A 21,477-nucleotide genomic window follows, 5' to 3' on the forward strand; every position below is an offset into this window, starting at 1 on the left:
CGAGCCTCGGGACGGACGCCTCACGCCGGGCGGGGTGCCCCGACCCGCACGTGAACCACCGGCGCGTGGTGGACGAGCGGGTGCGCATTCGGCGTCGGCAACCCGTTCGCCGCCAGGAGCCGACCGACGTCCACCTGCGCCTGCGCCTCGCACAAGGGCCACGGCTCGTGCTCGACCGGCACCCGCCAGAGCCTCCCGCACCGCTCGGTGTAGGCGTTCCACCGTCCCGTCAGCCCGTTGGCGAGAGCGTCCGGCTCAGGTAGCGGTGCGCCCGGGCGGGCCCGCACGAGCATCTCGCCACCGCCGCGCTGCCGGCGCGAGGCGTACTCGACGCGCGACCGCCCGGGCGTGCGCACCGCGGTGCGCGCACGGACGTACGGCAGGCCGATCGTCCGCAGCGCCGCGACGACCGGCAGCCGGCCGCACTCCAGGGAGAAGAACCAGATCCCGTCCCGGCCGTCCGGGCCCTGGACGTAGGTGCGCACGTTGACCTCGACGAAGTCGCGAACGACGGGGACGGGCCACCCCGGTGCGCGTACCTGACGCATGACGAAGGGCGTGACACCGATCCACCCGGAGCCGTCGACCTCGTCGACCACCAGGCGCCGCGGGAACATCGGCTGGAGCAGCGCCGCCTCCACCCGCCAGTGCAGGAAGGTCACGAGGTGCCACTGCTGGAGGTTCAGCGGCACCCGCACGGCGGCGTCCGGACACCTGCCCACCATGGTGCGTCCTCCTGCGGCGCTCAGGGACGGGGGTCGACGCGGCTCCACCGGCGCTCACCCCGCCGCGCGCCCATGCCGGCCGCGCACCTCGGGCACACCTGCGTCACCTCGTCCGCGTGCCGGCCGGTCGCCGGCTGGACATCGGCCCAGCCGACGTGCGAGAACCAGACGAACCGCTCCCGGCTCAGCGCCCGACCGCACAGGGTCTGGTTGTGGCCCGGCACCCAGGCGTGCACCTCCCCTGCCGGGGCGCGCATACCGTCCGGGTCGGTCCACTGACCCGTGGCGACCACCGACGCGGCCGACCTCTTCCTACCGCTCGACCCCTTCGCCACCTGCTGCCTCCTCCCTGTGCCCCGCCGGTCAGGTCGCGGCGGTCCGCCGGTCGCCGCGGTGGGGCACGGCTCGACGCACCGGGGTCAGGAGTGCCTTGCTCGCCACGCATGGTCCGCCGCCGTGCGCTCCTCGGCAACCTGAAGGGCCGTCGTGGCCGGAGCCGAGGCGGTCAGACCGCTCTGACGACCAGGACGACGACGTCGACCAGGGCCACCACCATCGCCACCCGGAAGGGTGTCCTGCCCTCGGAGCGGACGCCGACGACGACGAGCGTCGCGACCCCGACCAGTGCCGCCCAGGCCCACGCCGGAACCGGCGCGGCGGGGCCGACGACGACGAGGACCGACGCGCCGCCGAGGAGCACGAGGGCCACCAGGCTGCTGCGGCGCCCGCCGAGCCGGTGCGGGAGCCCGTGGACCCCGGTCGCGGCATCGTCGTCGAGGTCGGGAAGGACGTTGAGCAGGTGGGCACCCATACCCAGCATCGCAGCGGCGAGGACCAGCCACCACGGCGTGGCCTGGGGCGGGTCGAGGGAGGTGCGCACCACGACCGGAAGTGCCCCGAACGCCACGACGTAGGGCAACCAGGACCACACCGTCCGCTTGAGCACCAGGTTGTACGCCCACCCGGCGGCCACACCCAGCAGGTGCACCAGACCGGGGACGGCACCGAGAGCCAACGACGCCAGGACGCAGATCACGAGGGCGACGCCGGTAGCCGCCCGGACCGTGGCCGCGCTGACCTCCCCCGTCGCGACCGGCTTGTCGCCGCGACCGGCCGCGGTGTCCCGAGCGGCGTCCACGAGGTCGTTGGACCAGCCCACGGACAGCTGCCCGGCGAGCACGGCCACCCCGAGCAGCACGGTGCGGGCACCGAGCCCGGAGGAGATGCCGAGCAGGACCGTGAGGGTCGTGACCGCGGCGGTCGGCAGCGGGTGGCTCGCTCGGACGATCGCCGGGACGTCCAGGTGCAGCATCCCGGTCACGTCCCTCCTCGCGGCGCCGACGGCAGGGCCGGCCGGGCAGCGGGCGCACCCCGCGGGCAACGGGGTGCTGCGCCGACACCGTCATCAATGCGCTGTGCCCTCGGGCAGATTCGAACTGCCGACACCCGCTTTAGGAGAGCGCTCGGGGCTGATATGGGGACAGACGGGCATCGTTGACGAGCCTCGGAATCGGCACCACGGCGCCGTTTCGTGCCGTTGGGCACCGATGGGTCCCGACGTCGGTCGACGGGTGCGCTGCGGACTCGCTGCGGACTCGCTGTGCGAAGGAGCAAGCTCCGGCGCGGGGCCGGCGAGGGGTGGCCGTGGCGTGGCGTCCCCAGCGGTGGGGAGGATCCGTTTTCATTGCAATTCCGCCACAAACGGGGTCCCCCCGGGGCTGGAAGCCCCCGGGGGGAGACGAAGGAGACGGCGGCCTCTTTCCGTCCTGGCGGGTAGGCCAATTTTCTAGCGAGGCGCGCACTGTGCGTTGGGCGTGGCGGCCGCGGTCGTGTCACCGGGTGGGCGTAGCGTCGTGGTCACTGGTGGATGAACGGTTTGGGTGACCGTCGTCCTACCGGCTCGGGCACGACGCCCCGGTCGAGGCAAGTCCCTCGCCGGGGCGTCGTGGCGTCTCGGTCTCAGCGGCCAAGCACCGTGACGGTCTCGCCGTCCAGAGCACCGGTCAGCGCGGTGCCGATGGGGTTGCTACCGGCGCCGAGTGCAGCGACGGTGCCGGCGGTGCCGGTGGCCACGCGGTCCCCGGCGGCGATGACGCCGGAGGCCACGAGCTCGTGCACTACCCCGGTCAGCGGGTGGACGGCGAGTTGGTCGCCCACGGCAGCATCGTGGGCGGCGACCCCGACGACGGCGGCGCTGTCGGCGCCGGCTGGGGCGACGGCACGGTTACCGGAGACGGCGACGACCTGGCCGCCGGTGACGGCAGCGGTCGGGGCGTAGGTGATCGCCGCACCCGGGGCGAAGGCAGGCAGGTACTGCGTCATGGGTCAGACCCTCCCGGGGTAGACGGAGCCGTAGACGGCCCGCTCGTCGGCGTCGGTGGCCCCGTGGGCGGCCGCCGGGACGGGGTAGACGGCGGCGTAGGCACGGGCGTCGTCGGTGCCCTCGCGGGCGGCGCGGCGGTCACGAGCCGCGGCGCGGACCGCGGCGACGTCGATCGTGGGCGGGGTCGCCGGCTCGGCGGGGCGCTTGCGGCGGGCGAAGGTCCGCCGCACCTGGTTGTGGGCGTCGGAGCGGAGCTCGCGGGCGGTGGCGAGCAGGTCGGATATGGCCCTGTCGAGCGTGGGCCGGTGGGTCGTTGCCATGGTGGCTCCCTTGCTGGGGTTGGCCCAGGCGGGCAGGGTTGCCCGCCTGGGGTGTGGGGTCAGTCGGTGACGCCCGCCAGGCGGCGGGCCTCGGCGCGGAGGCGGTCGACGTCGTAACCGCTGGCGCGGAGCTGGTCGTCCTCGGACACGCCGGTCAGCGGCACGAGCTCGAGGTGCGGTGCCGCCTCGAGCCACTTGACGTGCTCGGGCTCGCGCGGGCGGTGCGGGTCCACGAGGGACGGCTGGGCGGGGCGGGTGACGCCCACGGAGTGCTCGCCGGTGGGGCCCTCCCCGACGCCGAGGACCTCGGCCAGGGCGATGCGAAGCACGGTGATGCGCTCCAGCGTGGCGACGGCGGGGCTGTCGCGGAACTCCAGCCACGCGGCGACCTTGGCCGGGTTGTGACTTCGTCTGCTGAATGGCGGGGTTCTTCGGTCGCTTCGTGGCGGGGTCAGGTGACACCGATGACCAGGGTGCTCTGTGCGGCTTCGATGACGTCGTTGGTGATGGTGTCGAGTTCGTTGATCTTCAGGACCCGCTGGATCTGGGGGAAGAGGCGTTCGAGGAGCCGGAAGTTGCCGCGGGTGATCCGTGCGATGGCTGCGATGGCTTGGGCGTCGGTGAAGTCGTCGGGGTCGAGGGTCTTGCCGAGGGATCGCCAGTGTCGCTCGAGGACGAACAGCAGTTCGTCTTGTCCCAGGGGCCGGTACTGGTGGGCGAAGCCGACTCGGCTGTAGAACTGGGGGTAGTGGCTGAACTGCTTCTCCAGGCCGGGCATGCCGATCAGGATCAGGGCGATGTCGTCGCGGTCGTAGCGATCGCGCAGCAGTTCCAGAGCGGCGGGACGCAGTCGTTCGGCCTCGTCGACGATGATCAGCTCCACGTAGTTCCTGCCGTCTCGCCATCCCCAGGCCTCGGGAGTGGCCGTGCCGGGAGGTACGAGGTGCTGCTCGATGCACATGTTGGTGCGGGTGATGGCTTGGGTCAGCTCGTCCTTCAGGGTCCGCGGGGTGGTCAGCACGCTGGGGGTGTAGAGCACGGTGCGGCTCCGGTTCAAGGCGGCGTAGATCTTGGCGTCGTTGTCGGAGCGCGGCCCCCAGTAGGTCAGCAGGTCATGAGCCTTCTCGTAGTGTGCGTAGCGGCGCGCGGAGAGTGTCTTTCCTACGCCGGCTGATCCGAAGCACAAACCGATGGTGTGCCCGCGGCGCACGGCGTCGGCGAACTCGGTGAAGCGGCGGTGCTCCTTGGTGACGATGAAGCGCTGGCTCACCTGAGGTCCTCCTTGTAGATCTTCAACGCCGACCTCGGCGCCGGAGCCGGTGCTTCGGTGATCCGTGGCGTCTCGGTAGGTGCGGCCACGAGGGCGATGCGTTCGTTGATGCTGGCTCGCAGCGCTCGGCGGCGGGCGTTGCGCGCGGCCTGGATCTCCTTGAGGCTGACCTTTTGATCGTGGTGCTCTTGGTTGACGGCCTTGCAGACGAATTCGTCGTGATCGAAGACGCGGATCTCGGTGATGTCGCGGGGGTCGTAGCGGATCACGACCGAGCGTCCGACGTAGCCGGCCAGAGTTGGCGAGACGTAGCGCAGGCCCTGGAAGCGGATGCCATCGCGGCGCACGACGCGGGTCTTGGCGACGGTCAACAGCAGTCTGTCGAGGTCTTCCAGGCTGTCGGGCATTCGGGGCAGCCAGCCGTCCGCGATCCACGCGCTGCGCGGGGAGGTTCCGAGCTCGCTGTGCGTGCGGTCGTTGTAGGTGGCCACGAACGCCTCCAGGGCGCTATCGAGGTCGGCCAGGGACAGTTTCGGTGTCGGCCAGGGGTCCCCTTCGGTGATGTGTCCGGGCAGGGTGGCGAGTAGCTCGGTGTTGATGGTCCCGAAGAACCGCTCGATCTTGCCCCGTCCCTGGGGTCGGGCGACGGTGGAGTGGATCAGTCGGATATGGAGGTCGACGGCGGTGTGGGCGAGCTGGTCACTGGTGAAGTCGCTGCCGTGGTCGACGTAGAGCACGTCGGGCAAGCCGCACATCGGCCAGGCCGGGTCGGTCTTGTGCCAGATCGCTTGGCGCAGCGCCAGGGCGGTGTTCATCGCCGACGGTGCGCCCAGGAAGACTGTGTAGCCGCAGACCGCCCGGGAGCAGTCGTCGAGGATCGTTGTCAGCCATGGCCGTGCGGGCTTGCCGTCGGTGCCCACCACCAGGATGTCGAGCATGGTGTGATCGGATTGCCACATCGCGTTGGGCAGCTCTGCTTGCCGGCGTAGCACCAGCTCGTGCTTGTCGCGGTAGGACGCTGCGCCCTCCAGGGCGAGGGTGACCATGCCGGGATCCAGGGTCCGCACGATGTCCCACACCACCGAGTAGGAGGGGACCGGCCATCTCCGGGTGGCGCAGATGCCGGTGACTTTGCGATGGATCGTGGCGATGGCCGGCCGCGGCTTGCTCAGTGCCAGGCCCTCGATCAGGTCGACGAGGTCGGGCGGAAGGCGGCGGGTCCCGGTGTCCGCCCGTGAGGCTGTCTCCAGTCCGGCGTAGCCGTCGGCGCGGTAGCGGGCGTGCCAGCGCTCCAGGGTCCGCAGCCCTACATCGGTCTCGCGAGCTAAGCGCGCGAGGGGCACCTGGTCCTCGACGTGGAGCCTGAGGATTCGCCACCGCGCTCGAGCGTCCACGACGCACCTACTGCAAGGCGTTCTCGCGCCCGCGCTCGGCGCGCTGAAGGGCGCGGTAGACCGTGGAGCGGCCCACGCTGAACAGCTCGGCCAGCTCGCCCACGGTGTGCTCGTCGGCGGCATGTAGCTGGACGAGGTGAGCTTCTTGCCGGGGGGTGAGTTTCGGTGACTTCCCGCGCAGCCGGCCCTTGGCCTTGGCGACCTTCATCCCCTCGCGGGTGCGGGCACGGATGAGGTCGGCTTCGAACTCGGCGACCATCGCCAGCACGTTGAACAACAGTTTCCCCATCGGGTCGGTCGGGTCGTACACCGATCCGGCGATGCTCAGCTTCACTTCCCGCGCCGCGAGGTCGTCGGCGATCTGGTGGGCATCACGGACTGAACGCGCCAGCCGATCGAGCTTGGTGACCACGAACGTATCGCCGTCCCGACAGGCAGCCAGCGCCTGCCGCAGGCCCTCACGGTCGGCGTTGCGGCCCGTGAGCCCGTGATCGACGTAGATGCGCTTGGGATCGACGCCGAACGCCGCGAGTCCGTCACGCTGCGCGGTCAGGTCCTGCTCGTCGGTGGAGACTCGGGCATAGCCGACCTTCAAGGGGGACATGCTCCCCAGTGTGTCATATAGCCTCCCTTCACCGGACAGTTCACCGGACGGGTCTTACGGGACAGCCCGCCAGGCGTGCCGTCGTTCCTCTCGATAAGTAGCGGTGGTGTCCGATGAGGGTTCCACTTACGGGACGGTCAATGCTCATGCCGCAGACCTCCCCCTCCCGCCGCAGAAGAGGTAACAGCGTTTGCTCCCGAGGACCGCGACGTTCTGTCAGTCGTCGTTGAATTTCCAGTGATGTCGGGCGCCGCGGGCGTGAGCTACAAGCCGAAGGCGCCGCCCTCGAGGAGGATGACGATGCCGAGGCCGATGAGGACCAGCGGGAAGAGGATGTGTTCCCAGCGTTCGAGGATCTCGGCGATGGGCCGGCGGGTGGCGACGTACTTGGCTGCGAGGACGAGGAGGCCGACCAGGGCGAGGAAGACGAGGCAGTAGGCGATGATCGCGGTGGTGGACGCGGTGGCGAAGACGGGGACGTAGACCCCGATGTTGTCTCCGCCGTTGGCGAACGTCACGGCGGCCACGGTCAGGACTCCGACCTGCTTGTCGGCGACCTTGGCCTCGTCATCGTCGTCGTCACCGCGGTTGCGCCACGCTCGCCATGCCGCGTAGAGGCCCAGGGCGAGGGGGATGAGCCCGAAGTAGGGCAGGGCGTCCTCGGGCAGGAAGCTGCGGGCCCCGAGGGAGATCACCACGGCGGCGAGCAGGATGCCCCCGAAGCCGAGGTACTGGCCGAGCAGGATCTTGCGGGTGGTGCCCCGCTGGCCGGCGCCGCGGGCGTAGAAGAGGGACAGGACGATGATGTCGTCGATGTTCGTGGCCACGAACAGGCCGATCGCCTGCAGGATCGGGGTGAGCAGTTCCATCGGTGCCTTTCAGGGCGCGCCGGACCGCCGGCGGTGGGTCAGTGGGGCCGCGTTGGTCCGCGGGGGTCAGTGTCCGCGCGTGGGCTGGTGGGTGCGTGCGGCGCGCAGGCCGTTGAGGATGACCAGGACCTCGGCGACTTCGTGGATGAGTACGACGGCGGCCAGGCCCAGGACGCCGGTGATGGCCAGGGGTGGCAGCGCGGCGATGATGAGCAGTGACAGGACGATGTTCTGGTTGACGATGCGCCGTCCGCGTCGGGCGTGGGCGATGGCCTGGGGCAGCAGGCGCAGGTCCTGGCCGGTGAAGGCGATGTCGGCGGACTCGATCGCGGCGTCGGAGCCGGTGGCTCCCATCGCGATCCCGACGTCGGCCGCGGCCAGGGCGGGGGCGTCGTTGATGCCGTCACCGATCATCGCGGTGGGCCGGCGCACGCTGAGCTCGCCCACGGCGGCGGACTTGCCTTCGGGGCGCAGCTCGGCGCGCACGTCGCTGATGCCGGCCTGGGCCGCGAGGGCGCGGGCGGTGCGCTCGTTGTCTCCGGTCAGCATCGTGACGTCGATGCCCTGGCCCGCCAGGGTCGTGATGACCTCGGGGACCTCGGGACGGAGCTCGTCACGCACCCCGATCGCCCCGGCGACCGCGCCGTCGCGGTGGACGACGACGACCGTCATCCCCTGGGCCTCCAGGTCACGGACCCGGTAGGTGAGGTCGCCGGGGTCGACCCAGCGGGGGCTGCCGACCAGCACTACGGCGCCGTCGACGGTGCCGTGGATTCCGTGGCCGGCTTCCTCGGTGGTGCCCTGGGCGGCGGGGATTGTGGGGGCGGCGTGGGTGATGGCGGTGGCGAGGGGGTGGGTGCTGTGCTGCTCGAGCGCGGCGGCCCAGGCCAGGACCTGTTGCTCGGTGACGTCGGCGGCGGGGACGACGGCGGTGACGGTGGGCTGGTTGCGGGTCAGGGTCCCGGTCTTGTCGAAGGCGACGTGCCCGATGTCCCCGAATCGTTCGAAGATGGCACCGCTCTTGATGATGACGCCGAACTTGCTGGCCGAGCCGACCGCGGAGACCACGGTGATCGGCACCGCGATCGCCAGCGCACACGGGGAGGCGGCCACGAGCACCACCAGGGCGCGGGTGATCCAGGTCTGCGGGTCACCGGCGAGTGAGCCGATGAGCGCGACCAGCACGGCCAGGACCAGGACGCCGGGCACGAGCGGACGGGCGATGCGGTCGGCCAGCCGGGCGCGTTGCCCCTTCTCGGCCTGGGCGCGTTCGACCAGGCTCACGATCGTGGTCAGGGAGTTGTCGGTGCCGGGCGCGGTCGCCTCGACCTGCAGGGCTCCGGCGGCGTTGATCGCCCCGGCAGACACCTCATCACCGGGGCCGACCTCGACGGGGATGGACTCACCGGTGATCGCCGAGGTGTCCACGCTGCTGTGCCCGCTGCGGACGATGCCGTCGGTGGCGATGCGCTCACCGGGCCTGATCAGCATGACCTGCCCCGCGGCCAGGTCACGGGCCGGGACGCTCGCGCTATGGCCGTCGGTGAGGACGGTGGCGCTCTGGGGCACGAGCTTGAGCAGCGCGCGCAGCCCGGCACGCGCCCGGTCCATCGCCCGGTCCTCCAAGGCCTCGGCGATGGAGTAGAGGAAGGCCAGGGCCGCGGCCTCCTCCACGTGGCCGAGGATGACCGCGCCGGTGGCGCTCATCGTCATGAGGAGCGCGATGCCGAGCTTGCCCGTGGCGAGCTTGCGCAGCGCACCGGGGACGAACGTGGAGGCCCCGAGCAGCAGACCGACCCAGAACAGCACCAGCGCCGCGCTCTGGGCGCCGGACCACTCACAGGCCAGCCCGGCGACGAACGCGACCCCCGAGGCGATGGGGATCAGGACGGAGCGGTCAGCCCACCACGGGGTCTCGTGCTCGTCGTCGGTCTCGAGCTCCTCGACGGGGGTGTGGGTGGTCGCCCTCATGCCACGGTCCCGCTCGGGCAGCAGCCGGGCACCGTGCAGGTGGCATCCACGCACGGGGCGTTCTCATCGACGGCCAGCGTCACCTCGACCAGCGCGGTCATCGCCGCCCCCAGGTGGGGGTCGGCGATCTCGTACCGCGTCTGGCGCCCCTCGGGCTCGGCCACGACGATGCCGCAGTCCCGCAGGCAGGTGAGGTGGTTCGACACGTTCGACCGGGTCAGGCCTAGGGCGTGTCTCCTAACTCCTGGGTGAGGTTGGCGGCAGGCTGGGAGGCGTGTCGCGAACCTCGTCTTTCTCGGATGCTGCGTGGGCTCGGATCGAGCCGTTGATGCCAGTCGCCTCGGCGAAGGGGGGTCGGCCGTTCCAGGATCACCGCCGAGTGGTCGAGGGGATCGTGTGGCGGTTCCGGACGGGGTCGCCGTGGCGCGATCTGCCGGCCGAGTTCGGACCGTGGCAGACAGTATGGAAGCGACACCGCCGCTTCAGCGGCGACGGCACCTGGGATCGGATCTTCGCGGAGGTCCTCGCCGATGCGGATGCTGCAGGCGAGATCGACTGGGCCATCAGCGTGGACTCCACGGTCAACCGTGCGCATCAGCACGCGACGAACCTCCCGCGCGACACAGGGGGCTCTATCGAGTTACAAGAATCTGCGCGAGGAGCCGCCTGATCACGCGATCGGCCGGTCACGAGGCGGATTGAGCACGAAGATCCATCACCTCGTCGACGGGCGCGGTCTCCCGCTGGTCATCCTCGTCGGTCCCGGTCAGGCAGGTGACGCACCGATGTTCCCGGTCCTGATGGATCACCTCCGCGTCGCCCGGCGCGGGCCTGGCAGGCCTCGCACCCGCCCCGCCCGGGTCCGCGGAGACAAGGCGTACTCGTCCCGCGCGATCCGCACCCACCTGCGCGAACGCGGGATCATCGCGGTGATCCCCGAACCGTCTGATCAGCAAGGGCACCGCAGGCGTCGCGGCTCCCGAGGCGGGCGCCCGGTCAGCTACGACATCGAGGACTACAAGGGCCGCAACGTCGTCGAACGAGGCTTCAACGAAGACAAGCAATGGCGCGGCCTCGCCACCCGTTACGACAAACTCGCCCTCACCTACCGCGGCGGCGCCATCCTCCGAGCCATCACCCTCTGGCTCAAACGGTTAGGAGACACGCCCTAGACGTTGAACGGGATGTGTTTGATCGAGGTGCCTACGGGAGTCGAACCCGTCTGGGCGGCTTTGCAGGCCGATGCCTGACCGCTCGGCCAAGGCACCGTGGCTCTTCACTGGAGGTGAAGAGCGTAGGCCACCCGGCCAGGTCCGGGTTAGGACCGGACCAGGCGGGCGATCGCGTCGGTGGCTTCCTTGATCTTGTTCTGCGCGTCGTCGTCGTCCATGCGTGCGGCGTCGATCACGCAGTGCTTGAGGTGGTCGTCGAGGAGTCCGATCGCGACGGCCTGCAGCGCGCTGGTGAGGGCACTGATCTGGGTGAGGATGTCGATGCAGTACTTCTCGTCGTCGACCATCTTGGAGATCCCGCGCGCTTGTCCCTCGATCCGCTTGAGCCGGTTGAGGTACTTGTCCTTGTCGGTGATGTAACCGTGGTGGGGCGCGGGCGGGGCTTGCACAGCGGGTGTGGACATGAGGGGTCTTCCTTCGGTTAGCTGTCCAGCACGGCGCGGGTGCTGGCTTCGGGTGTGAGGTCGATGCGGCGCAACAACTGCGCGTTCAGCGCGACCACGACGGTGGACAGGGACATCAGGATCGCTCCGATCGACATTGGGAGCACGAACCCGATCGGGGCCAGCACGCCGGCAGCGAGCGGCACGGAGATCAGGTTGTACCCGGCAGCCCACCACAGATTCTGCTTCATCTTCCGGTACGCCGCACGGGACAGCTGGATCACCGACAGCACGCTGCGCGGGTCGGAGCTGGCGAGGATCACCCCGGCGGACGCGATCGCCACATCGGTGCCGGCGCCGATCGCGATCCCGACGTCGGCCTGCGCGAGGGCGGGGGCGTCGTTCACGCCGTCGCCGACCATCGCGACCTTGCGGCCTTCTTTCTGGAGCTCGGCGACCTTGCTGGACTTGTCCTCGGGGCGCACGTGAGCGAAGACCCGGTCGATACCCAGCTCCGCGCCGACCGCGTTGGCGACAGCTTCGGCGTCGCCGGTGATCATGACGACCTGGACGCCCAGCTTGTGCAGCGCGTCGACCGCCTGGCGGGATTCGGGGCGGATCTCGTCAGCGAGCTTGAGTCCGCCGATCACCTTCCCGTCCCGAATGACGTGCAGGATGATCGCACCCTCGCTGCGCCACGCGTCCGCCTGGTCGACTTCGGCAGCGCCGACGTCCTCGAGCAGGCGGGGGCCACCCACCCGGATCTCGGCGCCGTCGACGGTGGCGGTTACGCCCACGGCCGGGGAGGAGGTGAACCCGGTGGCCTTGGGCAGGGTGAGGTTCGTCTCATGTGCGGCGCGGACGATCGCCTTGGCGAGGGGGTGCTCGCTGTCGGCTTCGGCGGCGGCCGCGAGGGCGAGGACGGTGTCGGCGTCGAGGTCACCGACCGGCTCCACGGCGGACACTGTGGGCTCGCCCTTGGTGAGGGTGCCGGTCTTGTCGAACAGGACGGTGTTGACGGTGCGCATGCTCTCCAGCGCGAGGCGGTCCTTCACCAGCACACCGCCACGGGCAGCGCGCTCGGTGGCGATGGATACCACCAGCGGGATGGCCAGGCCCAGCGCGTGGGGGCAGGCGATCACGAGGACGGTGATCGTGCGCACGACCGCGTCGTCCGGGTTGCCGACGAGCGTCCACACGACGGCGGTGATCGCGGCGGCGCCGAGCGCGAACCAGAACAGCAGTGCGGCGGCACGGTCGGCGATCCGCTGCGCACGGGAGGACGAGTTCTGTGCCTCCGTCACGAGCCGCTGGATGCCGGCGAGGGTGGTCTCATCGCCGGTCGCGGTGACTTCCACGCGCAGCCCGGAATCGGTGGCGACGGTGCCGGCAGTGACCGGGTCGCCGGTACCGCGGGCGACGGGGCGGGACTCGCCGGTGACCATGGACTCGTCCATGTCGGCGCGGCCGTCGACGATCTTGCCGTCGGCGGGGACGCTGCCGCCGGGGCGGACCACGACGATGTCGCCGACGCGGAGGTCAGCGGGGGCAACCTTGACGATCTGGTCGCCCTCGACCCGTTCGGCCTCATCGGGCAGCAGCGCGGCGAGGGTGTCCAGCGCGGAGCTGGTCTGCGCGAGGGAGCGCATCTCGATCCAGTGGCCGAGCAGCATGATCACGATCAGCAGCGCCAGCTCCCACCAGAACTCCAGTTCGTGGTGCAGCAGGCCGAGCGTGGCACCCCAGGACGCGAAGAACGCGACGGTGATGGCCAGGCCGATCAGCAGCATCATCCCGGGCTTGCGGGAGCGGAGCTCGCTGATCGCGCCGGTCAGGAACGGCCAGCCACCCCATCCGTACATGACGGTCCCGAGTACCGGGGCGATCCACAGTGCCCAGCCGGGGACCTCGTAGCCGAGGATCATCGCGAACATCGGCGAGAACGCCACCACGGGGACCGCGATGATCAGGTTGATCCAGAACAGGCGGCGGAACTGGCCGACATGGTCGCCGTGTCCGGCGTGGCCCCCGTGGCCGCCGCCGTGTCCGGCGTGCTCTCCGTGACCGGCGTGTTCGCCGTGGCTGGGCTCGACGCCGTGGCCGGCGTGGGTGTCGTGCTGGGTGGGCGGTTCGGGGGTGTGGTCGTCGTGGCCGGTGGCGGTTCCAGCTGCGGAGCCGCCGTGATTGTGGTGTGCGTGCGGGTCGGTCATCAGTTCACTTCCCTGTGCAGTAGCGATTACTTGGAGTCTGCACCGGCGGCACCGACGGCGGCGAGGGTGTCGTCGTCGGTGTGCACCGGGGTGTAAAGGTGGGGCATCCAGCCGAACACGGCGGGTGCGGCGTCCAGCCCGAGCACCCCGACGGGGATGTTGCCCTGCTGGTGGAGGATTACCAGCGGGTCGGTGGACTCGGCTCGGGCGTTGCCGTGGTGGCCGGTGAGGCCGGCGCCGGCGATCATGGCGCCGTGAATGGTGGCGGTGAAGGGGGCACGGGGCTGGTACGTGCCGGGCTGCTCGCCGACGCCCAGGTCGGCGAGCAGGGTGCGGGCGGCGTGTTCGCCCTGCGCGGCCGCGTCCGCCCAGTGGTCGATGCGCCAGGTGCCCAGCGTGGGGTCGTTGTGGATGGCCACTCCCCCGGCGGCGTACACGCCGGGGGTGGCTGTGCGCGACTCGCCGTCGACCGCGACGCCGCTCCCCCAGGGGGCGGGAGCGGTCGGGGTGGTGCCGTGCGCGACGATGAGCACGTCGGCGGGCAGCACCGTTCCGTCGTCGAGGGTGAGCTGCACGCTGTCCTCGGTTTCGGTGAGCGAGGTGATGGTGCGTCCGAACGCGGTGTGCAGGTTGGCCTGGTGGGTGGCGGCGAGCGTCTCGGCCACCTCGGTCCCGAAGACGCTGATGCCGGGCGTTGCCGCGCGGGCGAGGAGGGTGACTTCGTGTCCGCGATCGTGCAGCAGCGTCGCGGTCTCCCCCGCGACCAACCCGGCACCGGAGATCACGATGCGGCCGGGTCGACCCAGGCCCGCGAGGAGGTCCCGGACGGCGACCGCGTCGCGCAAGGAGTGCAGCGCGGTGACCCGTCCCGTTCCCGGCACCGCGGCCGCTGTGACGCCCGCGCCGAGGTCGCGGGGGGCGCTGCCGGTGGTGATCAGGAGCGCGTCGTAATGTTCCACCCGCCCCGATTCGAGCCGCACGGTCCGCGTGTCCGGGTCTACCTCGACCGCGGTGTCGGCGATTGCGGCCACGCCGGGAAGCGCGGCTTGCTCGGGCGTGAGCAGCCCGATGGCGATGCCCTTGTTGACCAGGGTGCGGTTGTAGGGCGTTTCGTCGGTGCGGCCGATCAGGGTGACGGTGACCGCGTCAGAGCTGCCGAGAATACGGGCGGCGGCGGTGCCGGCGGCACCGGCGCCGAGGATCAGGACGTTCTGCGTAGACATGTCGTTCCTTGAGGGGCGGGAAAAGAAGGAGAGGTGCCCAGGCGCGGGGCTGCTGGGCACCGGGCTCAGGCGGCCGTGACGTACTTCTGGGGCTCGGCGTCGAACAGTGGTCCGCAGGCCGAGCAGCAGAACCAGTACCGCTCGCCGTCGTAGTCACGGTAGAGGCCCTGGGCCTCGGCCGCGCTCTTGCTGACGGTGTTTCCCGGCATGACCGGACACACGACGACATCATCGGCCGGCGTGCCGGTGGGGGCCTCGTGGTGGTGATCGTGATCGTGGCTCATGGGGGTTTTTCTTCCTGTCGTTCGTGCGACGGCGGGAAACGGCCGTCGGTTCATCACGGATGCGACGAACCATTCCAGCGTATACCCCGTACGGGTATCACAACAGGCGGTGTCGGTTGGATATTCCCGTGGCTGCGCGGTCGTCGTACCGCAGTCGGGTCAGGGTGGCCGAGGCACTCAGCAGCACCACGACCGCTGCGAGGGTCACGGTCGCGCCGGGCAGGGTGAGCCAGGGCACGAGCAGACCTGCGATCACGACCGGTGCTGACATCGCGAGGTAGGAGATCGTGTAGATCACGGCCATGATGCGGGCGCGGTGGGCGAGCTCGATGTGGGGCAGGAGGGTTCGCATCGCCCCCATGAAGGCGGTGCCGAATCCGGCGCCGACGATGGCGACGCTGGCCAGATATCCGAGATAGGTGTGCCCGTACAGGGCGAGCACGCTGAACAGTGTGCCGATGCCGAGGGCGGCGCTGCCGAACAGGCTGATCGTGCGCGGGGTGGAGTGATGCAGGAAGGCGGCGCCGATGACGCCAGCGGCGGCGAGGACCAGGATGGGCGCGGCTTCTTGCACTCGGGTGTCCGCGTCGAATTGGGTGGCGACGATTCCGGTGCCCAGGGCCAGGAACATGCCGTTGGTGACCCATCCGGCGATCACCGCGGGGACCACCACGAGGATGACTCGCCGGGTCACGGCGGGCAGACGGGTCCGTCTCTCCGGGCGGCGGTCGCGTGTGCGGGGGCGTGCTGAGTCGGGAACCGCCCAGGAGGTGGCGCCGATCAGGGTGAACAGTGCGGCCAGGATGAGGAAGATCGCACCGGCGTCGACGCCGGGTGTGTCCAGAAGGGCAGCTGCGGTGATGGCACCCAGTCCGAGGCCTGCCATGGGTGCGGCGGTGTTGGCGAGGGCGGCGGCGCCGGGCCACCGGGCGGGTTCGAAGTCGACCATCATTGCGTTCAGCGCGGGAACGAGCAGACCTGCCGCGAGGCCCTGCAGGGCGCGGGCGGCGAGGAGGACGGGGAACGAGTCGGCTGCCCAGAACATGATGAGGCTGGCCGAGAGCAGGGCCGATCCGATGGTGAGGATGCGGCGGCGGCCGACCCGGTCTGACACCGACCCGAGGGTGAGCAGGGCGAGCAGGAGCGGGAGGGCGTAGATGGCGAAGATGAGAGTGGTGGCGACGGCGGGTAGCTGCAGGGTGCGGGTGAGTTGCGGATAGAAGGGGGATGGCGCGGACGCTGCGGCCATCAGGAGGATGGTGCCGGTCACGGCGAGACAGAACCCGCCGCGCGCTCGAGCGGCGGGTGATGGTGTGCTCATGTCAGGACCCCATGCAAGCGCTCAGCCCGCTGATATGCAGCGGTGACCGCGTCGACGGCGACGACTCCGACCAGCGCACCGTGGAGGGTGTGCTCAATGACGAGATCCGGTCCGGGGAGGGAGCGTTCTTCTGCGGTCGGGGTATACCCAATCCCGGTGATCGCGGTGCCGTGGATCAGCGCACCGTAGGCGCTCCGGGGCCGGTAAGGGCCGGGGTCGGGTTGCCCGGTGTGATCGTGGAGGAGTGCGGCCGCGGCGTGGGCGCCTTGGGCGGCGGCGTCGGCCCAGTGGTCGATGTGCCAGGTACCCAAATGGTGGTCGTGGTGCGTCGCGGCCGCGCCGGCGGCGTAAATGTGGGCAATACGGGCTCGGTGGCGGTCGTCGACGTCGACTCCTCGAGTGAACGGTGACGGGCCGGTGGGGTCGGTGCCGAGGGCGACGATGAGCAGGTCGGCGGAGAGCAAGGTGGTGTCATCGAGGATGATGCCGACAGAGTCTTCCCGGGGGTGCAGTGCGGCGATCGTTCGGCCGGGGAAGCTGGTGATCCGGGCGCGATGGGTGGCGGCGATGCGGGCGGCAAGGGTCGGTCCGAACGCGGATTGTCCGGGGATGCGGGCGCGGCTGATCAAAGCAACGTGGTGTCCGCGGTCTCGGAGGGATGAGGCGACCTCCGCTCCGGTGAAGCCTCCCCCGTAGATGGCGACGCGCGTCGGGGTGCCCGCGTGCTGCAGTCGTTCCCGGATCTTTTCGGCGTCGTCGAGGCTGTGCAAGGTGGTGACTCTCTGCACGACCGCGGGGTGCCCTACGCCGGGGGTGTGCGGGTCCAGGGCGCGGGGGTGGCTGCCGGTCGCGATGAGGAGGGTGTCGTAGCGCAGCAGAGTTCCTGAACTCAGCGTCACGGTGCGCGCGGCAGCGTCGATGTGGACGGCGGTGTCGTCAAGCAGAGGGACTGCGGGTAGGGGCGCGTGGATGGTGTGCGGGAGTGTCGGTCCGAAGGCGACACCGGTGATGTGCATCCGGATGGAGGGGGTCTCTCCGGTGTGGGCCACGAGGGTGACGCGGACGTTCTCTGCTCGGGTGAGGGCGGCGGTAGCGGCGAGGCCTGCGGCACCGGCGCCGAGGACGATGACGTGGTGATCGGTCACGTGGTGCAGCTCGCTTCCGTTACGCGTGTCGGTTGGCGACGCTGCGATGGCAGTGGTGTCAGGTTCGGACGAGGCCGCTGACGGCGGTGCGAGTGTCGGCCAGGGTGTGAGGTTCGGTCAGAACGCCGGTGGCGTGGGCGTGCCGGAGGTAGTCGTTCAGGAGCGCCAGGGCCAGGCCTTCGAGGGCGCGTATGGTGGCGGAGATCTGTGTGAGGGTGTCGATGCACGGGCGGTCGTGTTCGACCATGCCGGTGATGCCGCGGATCTGCCCTTCGAGGCGGCGTAGACGGTTGCGGTAGGCGCGGGCGTCGGCCGGGGCTGGTGTGCGGGGGGCGGGTGCGGTCATGGTGTGTCCTGTCTCCCGGGGTCCGCACCGTGATGGTGTGGACCCCGGGATGGAGGAATTACGCCATGGTGGCGGCGTACTTGGCCGGGTCCGCGTCGAAGGCGGGGCCGCAGCCTGCGCAGCAGAAGTAGTACCGCTCGCCCTCGTAGTCGCGGAACAGGCCGGCTGCCTCGGCGGTGGCCTTGTTGACGGGGGTGCCCTCCATCACGGGGCAGGTCGTCATGTCCGCGCCGGTGGTGGTGTCGAGGAGGTTCTCGCGTCCACCGGGAGCGGGGGCGTTGGTGCTGCAACAGCTGGACATAGGTGGTGTTCCTTCCGATGTGGGTGGTGGTGTGCGCTGGCGGGGTGGCCCGGTCAGCGCGCGATGCTCTTGAATCCGCGCAGACGCAGGCTGTTGCCCACGACGAACACGCTGGAGAATGCCATGGCGGCACCGGCGAGCATCGGGTTGAGGAGACCCAGGGCAGCGACGGGGATCGCGGCCGTGTTGTAGGCGAACGCCCAGAACAGGTTGGTCTTGATCGTGCCCAGGGTCTTGCGGGACAGCCGGATCGCGTCGGCTGCGCTGCGCAGGTCGCCGCGGACAAGGGTGATGTCGGATGCTTCGATCGCGACATCGGTGCCGGTTCCCATGGCCAGGCCCAGGTCGGCCTGCGCGAGCGCGGGGGCGTCGTTCACGCCGTCTCCGACCATCGCGACGACCTTGCCCTCGCCCTGCAGGCGGGTGACGACGTCGACCTTGTCCTTGGGGAGGACTTCGGCGATGACCTGGTCGATGCCGACCTCGGCGGCGATCTGGCGGGCGACCGCCTCGTTGTCGCCGGTGAGCAGCACTGGGGTCAGGCCCAACGCCTTGAGCTGGGCGATGGCCTCCTTGCTGGTCGGCTTGACGGTGTCGGCGACGATCAGGATGCCGCGGGCGGCTCCGTCCCAGCCGACGGCGACGACGGTCTTGCCTTCGCTCTCGGCCTGCGCCTTGGCCAGCGCGACCTCTCCGCTCAGGTGAAGGGACCATTCGGCGAGCAGCGATTCCCGGCCGACGAGGACCGCGTGCCCGTCGACGACGCCCTGCACACCCTTGCCTTCGAGGTTGGTGAAGCCCTCCACGGCGGGTAGGGTCCCGACCTGCTGGGTGGCGCCCTTGGCGATGGCTTGCGCGATGGGGTGCTCGGAGGCGTCCTCGAGCGCTCCGGCGAGGCGGAGCAGCTCGTCCCGGTCGGTGCCGGGCTCGGTGATGACGTCGGTGAGGGTCATCTTGCCGGTGGTGACGGTGCCGGTCTTGTCCAGTACGACGGTGTCGACCTTGCGGGTGGATTCCAGCACTTCCGGGCCCTTGATCAGGATGCCCATCTGCGCGCCGCGACCAGTGCCGACCAGCAGTGCGGTCGGCGTGGCAAGACCCAGGGCGCAGGGGCACGCGATGACGAGGACGGCGACCGCGGCGGTGAACGCGGCGGCGACGGGGAACCCGGCGCCGAGCCATGCACCCATCGCGATCACGGCGATGAGGATTGCGATCGGCACGAACACACCTGAGATCTTGTCGGCGAGGCGTTGCACCTCGGCCTTGCCGGTCTGGGCGTCTTCGACGAGCTTGGCCATCTGCGCCAGTTGGGTGTCCGAGCCGACCCGGGTCGCGCGGATGACCAGACGGCCGCCGGCGTTCACGGTGGCGCCGGTGACCGGGTCGCCTTCTCCGACCTCGACGGGGACGGATTCGCCGGTCAGCATGGACGCGTCCACGGCGGAGGTCCCCGAGACCACTACACCATCGGTGGCGATCTTCTCACCGGGCCGGACGACGAACTCGTCTCCGACCTGGAGGTCGTCGATGGAGATCTTCGTCTCCACGCCGTCGCGCAGCACGGACACTTCCTTCGCGCCGAGCTCGAGCAGGGCGCGCAGTGCGGCGCCGGCCTGACGCTTGGAGCGCTTCTCGAAGTAGCGGCCGGCGAGGATGAACATCGTCACCCCGGCGGCGACTTCGAGGTAGATGTTCGCCGCGCCGTCCGAGGGGGCGAGGGTGAACTCGAACGGGTGCGTCATCCCGGGGGTGCCGGCGGTACCGAAGAACAGCGCGTACAGCGACCACAGGAACGCCGCGGTGGTGCCCATCGAGATGAGCGTGTCCATCGTCGCCGCCCCGTGGCGGAGGTTCGCCCATGCGGCCTTGTGGAACGGGAACGCCGCCCACACGATCACCGGTGCGGCCAGCGCCAGCGACGCCCACTGCCAGTAGGTGAACTGCAGTGCGGGGATCATCGCCATCGCGATGACCGGGACGCTGAGCACGATGGAGACGATCAGCCGGTTGCGCAGGCTGGTCAGTTCCGGGTCGGCGTCATCCGCGTCCGCGGCCTGGCCGGGGTCGTTCTTGGTTTTCTTCGGGGCCGGGAGCGCGGCGGTGTAACCGGTCTTTTCGACCTCGGCGATCAGCAGGGCCGGGTCGTACCCGGCGGGGATGGTGACCTTCGCCTTCTCGGTGGCGTAGTTCACCGTGGCCGCGACACCGTCGAGCTTGTTCAGCTTCTTCTCGATGCGGTTCGCGCAGGACGCGCAGGTCATCCCGCCGATCTGAAGTTCGACCGCGGAGTCCGCGGCTGAGCCTGCGGGGGCTGTGGTGCTCATGATGTTCCTTCTTCTCTCAGGGCTCGCGGGAACGGTCAGTGACCGTCGCCGGTGCCGCTGTGTGAGTCATCCGTCGTCTGCTCGCCGGTGCCGTGACCGGCGTCGACGACGAACTCGGCGGTGTGAACCTGTCCATCGACCTGGAAGTCCAGGTAGAACAGGTAGCGGCCGGCGGTGGGGACGTCCGTCGCGAATCGGATGTCCGGGCCGGCGGTGTCTCCGGCCTGCGGGTCCTCGCCCTCGGCGTGCACGTGCAGGTAGGCCAGGTCGCCATCCCGCAGTGCGACCAGGTGCCCGAAAGCACCGAGGTAGGGCTGCAAGGTGGTGACCGGCTGGCCGTCGCGGGTAACCGACAGGGTCAGCTCGGAGCTCTCCCCCGCGATCAGGTCCCCGTCGAGGGTGACCGTGTACCCGTCGACGTCACTGCTGGTGGACGTGGCGGTGGGCGGGTTCGGGGTGAAGTCGCCGGCGACGTCGATCGTGCGGGTCAGGGTGACCTTGTCGGGGCCGTCCGCAACGTCCGGCACGAAGTCGGCAAACACCCGATAGGTTCCTGCCTCGTCCCACTCCCACGACGTCGACCAGGTGCCGCTGGCCTCATCGAGGGTGGGGTGCACGTGCCGGAACCCGGTTCCATCGGTGCGCACCGCGATGAAGTGCAGGTCCTTCTCGTGCGTGGTCTCGTAGTCGGTGAGCGGGTGACCGTCGGCGTCCAGGATCTGGAAGCTGAGCTCGCCCGATTCGCCGACCGTGGTCGGCGTGGTGATCGGGCTGAGCTGGTACCCGTATGCGGACAGGGCCACCCCGGGAACGGTGGCGGTCGTGGTGTCGCTCATGCCTGCGTGGTCCTCCATGGAGTTTTGGTCGGCGGCGGCAGTCCAGTTCGCGACCGCGCTGTCCGGGACGACAGCGCCAGCGATCGCGAATGATCCGCCGAACGCCACGGCAACGCCGAGGGCGTAGAGGCTCAGTCGTCCCGCAGCATTCATCAGGAGCGCACCGCCGAGTAGCCGGCCTCGTCGACCGCGGCCAGCACAGCCGCGTCATCGATCGCGGCGTCCGAGGACACGACGAGCTTGCCGGTCTGGGCGCTCACCTGGATGTCCTCAACGCCGGGGATCTGGGAGACCTCTTCACGGATGGACATCTCGCAGTGTCCGCACGTCATGCCGGTGACCTGGTACTCGTTGGTGGCCATGATGGGTTTCCTTCCGTCGGTGAGAGCGCTG

The 21,477-nt window shown here is 70.1% G+C and carries 23 protein-coding genes, 2 tRNA genes and 1 pseudogene; 1 reads left to right on the forward strand and 25 read right to left on the reverse strand.

Annotation, left to right across the window (positions count from 1 at the left end):
• Positions 1 to 20: 20 nt before the first annotated feature.
• From AAEM63_RS15005 to AAEM63_RS15065, 13 genes and pseudogenes are all read right to left on the reverse strand, one after another.
• Positions 21 to 725: a DUF2071 domain-containing protein gene (locus tag AAEM63_RS15005; RefSeq protein WP_341359046.1), complete on the reverse strand. Its 705-nt coding sequence runs from the start codon at positions 723 to 725 to the stop codon at positions 21 to 23.
• Between the two features lie 20 nt (positions 726 to 745).
• Complete coding sequence (locus AAEM63_RS15010) at positions 746 to 982, reverse strand: hypothetical protein (protein WP_341359047.1); 237 nt, start codon at positions 980 to 982, stop codon at positions 746 to 748.
• A 248-nt stretch (positions 983 to 1,230) separates the two neighbouring features.
• On the reverse strand, positions 1,231 to 2,037 hold the full coding sequence (locus tag AAEM63_RS15015; protein ID WP_341361389.1) for a UbiA family prenyltransferase: 807 nt from the start codon (positions 2,035 to 2,037) through the stop codon (positions 1,231 to 1,233).
• Positions 2,038 to 2,141: 104 nt separating this feature from the next.
• Positions 2,142 to 2,248: transfer RNA gene (locus AAEM63_RS15020), tRNA-Ser, on the reverse strand.
• 436 nt (positions 2,249 to 2,684) lie between these two features.
• Positions 2,685 to 3,047 carry a capsid cement protein gene (locus AAEM63_RS15025; RefSeq protein ID WP_341359048.1) on the reverse strand — a complete coding sequence of 121 codons (363 nt, stop codon included), beginning with the start codon at positions 3,045 to 3,047 and terminating at the stop codon, positions 2,685 to 2,687.
• A gap of 3 nt (positions 3,048 to 3,050) precedes the next feature.
• Complete coding sequence (locus tag AAEM63_RS15030) at positions 3,051 to 3,368, reverse strand: hypothetical protein (protein WP_341359049.1); 318 nt, start codon at positions 3,366 to 3,368, stop codon at positions 3,051 to 3,053.
• A 59-nt stretch (positions 3,369 to 3,427) separates the two neighbouring features.
• Complete coding sequence (locus tag AAEM63_RS15035) at positions 3,428 to 3,697, reverse strand: hypothetical protein (protein WP_341359050.1); 270 nt, start codon at positions 3,695 to 3,697, stop codon at positions 3,428 to 3,430.
• 122 nt (positions 3,698 to 3,819) lie between these two features.
• Positions 3,820 to 4,638 (reverse strand): AAA family ATPase, encoded by an 819-nt coding sequence (locus AAEM63_RS15040; RefSeq protein WP_341359051.1) that lies wholly within the window; start codon positions 4,636 to 4,638, stop codon positions 3,820 to 3,822.
• Entirely contained in the window at positions 4,635 to 6,032 is a 1,398-nt protein-coding gene (locus AAEM63_RS15045) for a Mu transposase C-terminal domain-containing protein (RefSeq protein WP_135039699.1), read from the reverse strand. Before AAEM63_RS15045 ends, AAEM63_RS15040 begins: the two co-directional genes overlap by 4 nt.
• 7 nt (positions 6,033 to 6,039) lie before the next feature.
• Positions 6,040 to 6,636 carry a recombinase family protein gene (locus tag AAEM63_RS15050; RefSeq protein WP_010534181.1) on the reverse strand — a complete coding sequence of 199 codons (597 nt, stop codon included), beginning with the start codon at positions 6,634 to 6,636 and terminating at the stop codon, positions 6,040 to 6,042.
• Positions 6,637 to 6,899: 263 nt separating this feature from the next.
• Positions 6,900 to 7,505 carry a cadmium resistance transporter gene (locus AAEM63_RS15055; RefSeq protein ID WP_068398372.1) on the reverse strand — a complete coding sequence of 202 codons (606 nt, stop codon included), beginning with the start codon at positions 7,503 to 7,505 and terminating at the stop codon, positions 6,900 to 6,902.
• A gap of 66 nt (positions 7,506 to 7,571) precedes the next feature.
• A complete protein-coding gene (locus AAEM63_RS15060) occupies positions 7,572 to 9,476 on the reverse strand; it encodes a cation-translocating P-type ATPase (RefSeq protein WP_341359052.1) in 1,905 nt (634 codons plus the stop codon).
• Positions 9,473 to 9,703: pseudogene (locus tag AAEM63_RS15065) on the reverse strand (ArsR family transcriptional regulator); the annotation flags it as partial. The pseudogene AAEM63_RS15065 and the gene AAEM63_RS15060, both read right to left, overlap by 4 nt.
• Positions 9,704 to 9,804: 101 nt before the next feature.
• Here AAEM63_RS15065 and AAEM63_RS15070 point away from each other — a divergent pair.
• Positions 9,805 to 10,648 (forward strand): IS5 family transposase gene (locus AAEM63_RS15070; protein ID WP_341361390.1). Its coding sequence is split into 2 segments (ribosomal slippage): positions 9,805 to 10,101 and positions 10,103 to 10,648, totalling 843 coding nucleotides; the frame shifts between segments, so codons are not numbered across the junction.
• A 25-nt stretch (positions 10,649 to 10,673) separates the two neighbouring features.
• Here AAEM63_RS15070 and AAEM63_RS15075 read toward each other — a convergent pair.
• The 12 genes from AAEM63_RS15075 to AAEM63_RS15130 all read right to left on the reverse strand — a co-directional run bounded on the left by AAEM63_RS15075 (position 10,674) and on the right by AAEM63_RS15130 (position 21,446).
• Positions 10,674 to 10,744 (reverse strand) — tRNA-Cys (locus AAEM63_RS15075).
• Between the two features lie 50 nt (positions 10,745 to 10,794).
• Positions 10,795 to 11,112: a metal-sensitive transcriptional regulator gene (locus AAEM63_RS15080; RefSeq protein WP_341359053.1), complete on the reverse strand. Its 318-nt coding sequence runs from the start codon at positions 11,110 to 11,112 to the stop codon at positions 10,795 to 10,797.
• 17 nt (positions 11,113 to 11,129) lie between these two features.
• Positions 11,130 to 13,301: a heavy metal translocating P-type ATPase gene (locus tag AAEM63_RS15085; protein ID WP_341359054.1), complete on the reverse strand. Its 2,172-nt coding sequence runs from the start codon at positions 13,299 to 13,301 to the stop codon at positions 11,130 to 11,132.
• 26 nt (positions 13,302 to 13,327) lie between these two features.
• The gene (locus tag AAEM63_RS15090; RefSeq protein ID WP_341359055.1) at positions 13,328 to 14,524 is read right to left on the reverse strand and encodes an FAD/NAD(P)-binding oxidoreductase; all 1,197 of its coding nucleotides are present in this window, start codon (positions 14,522 to 14,524) and stop codon (positions 13,328 to 13,330) included.
• 65 nt (positions 14,525 to 14,589) lie between these two features.
• Positions 14,590 to 14,808, reverse strand: coding sequence for a YHS domain-containing protein (locus AAEM63_RS15095; RefSeq protein ID WP_341359056.1), 219 nt, complete (start codon positions 14,806 to 14,808; stop codon positions 14,590 to 14,592).
• Positions 14,809 to 14,905: 97 nt separating this feature from the next.
• Complete coding sequence (locus AAEM63_RS15100; RefSeq protein WP_341359057.1) at positions 14,906 to 16,129, reverse strand: MFS transporter; 1,224 nt, start codon at positions 16,127 to 16,129, stop codon at positions 14,906 to 14,908.
• Entirely contained in the window at positions 16,126 to 17,274 is a 1,149-nt protein-coding gene (locus AAEM63_RS15105; protein WP_341359058.1) for an NAD(P)/FAD-dependent oxidoreductase, read from the reverse strand. Before AAEM63_RS15105 ends, AAEM63_RS15100 begins: the two co-directional genes overlap by 4 nt.
• A 58-nt stretch (positions 17,275 to 17,332) precedes the next feature.
• The gene (locus AAEM63_RS15110; RefSeq protein ID WP_341359059.1) at positions 17,333 to 17,620 is read right to left on the reverse strand and encodes a metal-sensitive transcriptional regulator; all 288 of its coding nucleotides are present in this window, start codon (positions 17,618 to 17,620) and stop codon (positions 17,333 to 17,335) included.
• 58 nt (positions 17,621 to 17,678) lie between these two features.
• Complete coding sequence (locus tag AAEM63_RS15115; protein ID WP_341359060.1) at positions 17,679 to 17,921, reverse strand: YHS domain-containing protein; 243 nt, start codon at positions 17,919 to 17,921, stop codon at positions 17,679 to 17,681.
• A 53-nt stretch (positions 17,922 to 17,974) separates the two neighbouring features.
• The gene (locus AAEM63_RS15120) at positions 17,975 to 20,248 is read right to left on the reverse strand and encodes a heavy metal translocating P-type ATPase (RefSeq protein WP_341359061.1); all 2,274 of its coding nucleotides are present in this window, start codon (positions 20,246 to 20,248) and stop codon (positions 17,975 to 17,977) included.
• Positions 20,249 to 20,283: 35 nt separating this feature from the next.
• On the reverse strand, positions 20,284 to 21,084 hold the full coding sequence (locus AAEM63_RS15125; RefSeq protein WP_341359062.1) for a hypothetical protein: 801 nt from the start codon (positions 21,082 to 21,084) through the stop codon (positions 20,284 to 20,286).
• 152 nt (positions 21,085 to 21,236) lie between these two features.
• Complete coding sequence (locus AAEM63_RS15130; RefSeq protein WP_341359063.1) at positions 21,237 to 21,446, reverse strand: heavy metal-associated domain-containing protein; 210 nt, start codon at positions 21,444 to 21,446, stop codon at positions 21,237 to 21,239.
• Positions 21,447 to 21,477 lie beyond the last annotated feature (31 nt).

Source organism: Georgenia sp. M64 (assembly GCF_038049925.1).
Classification (GTDB): Bacteria; Actinomycetota; Actinomycetes; order Actinomycetales; family Actinomycetaceae; genus Georgenia.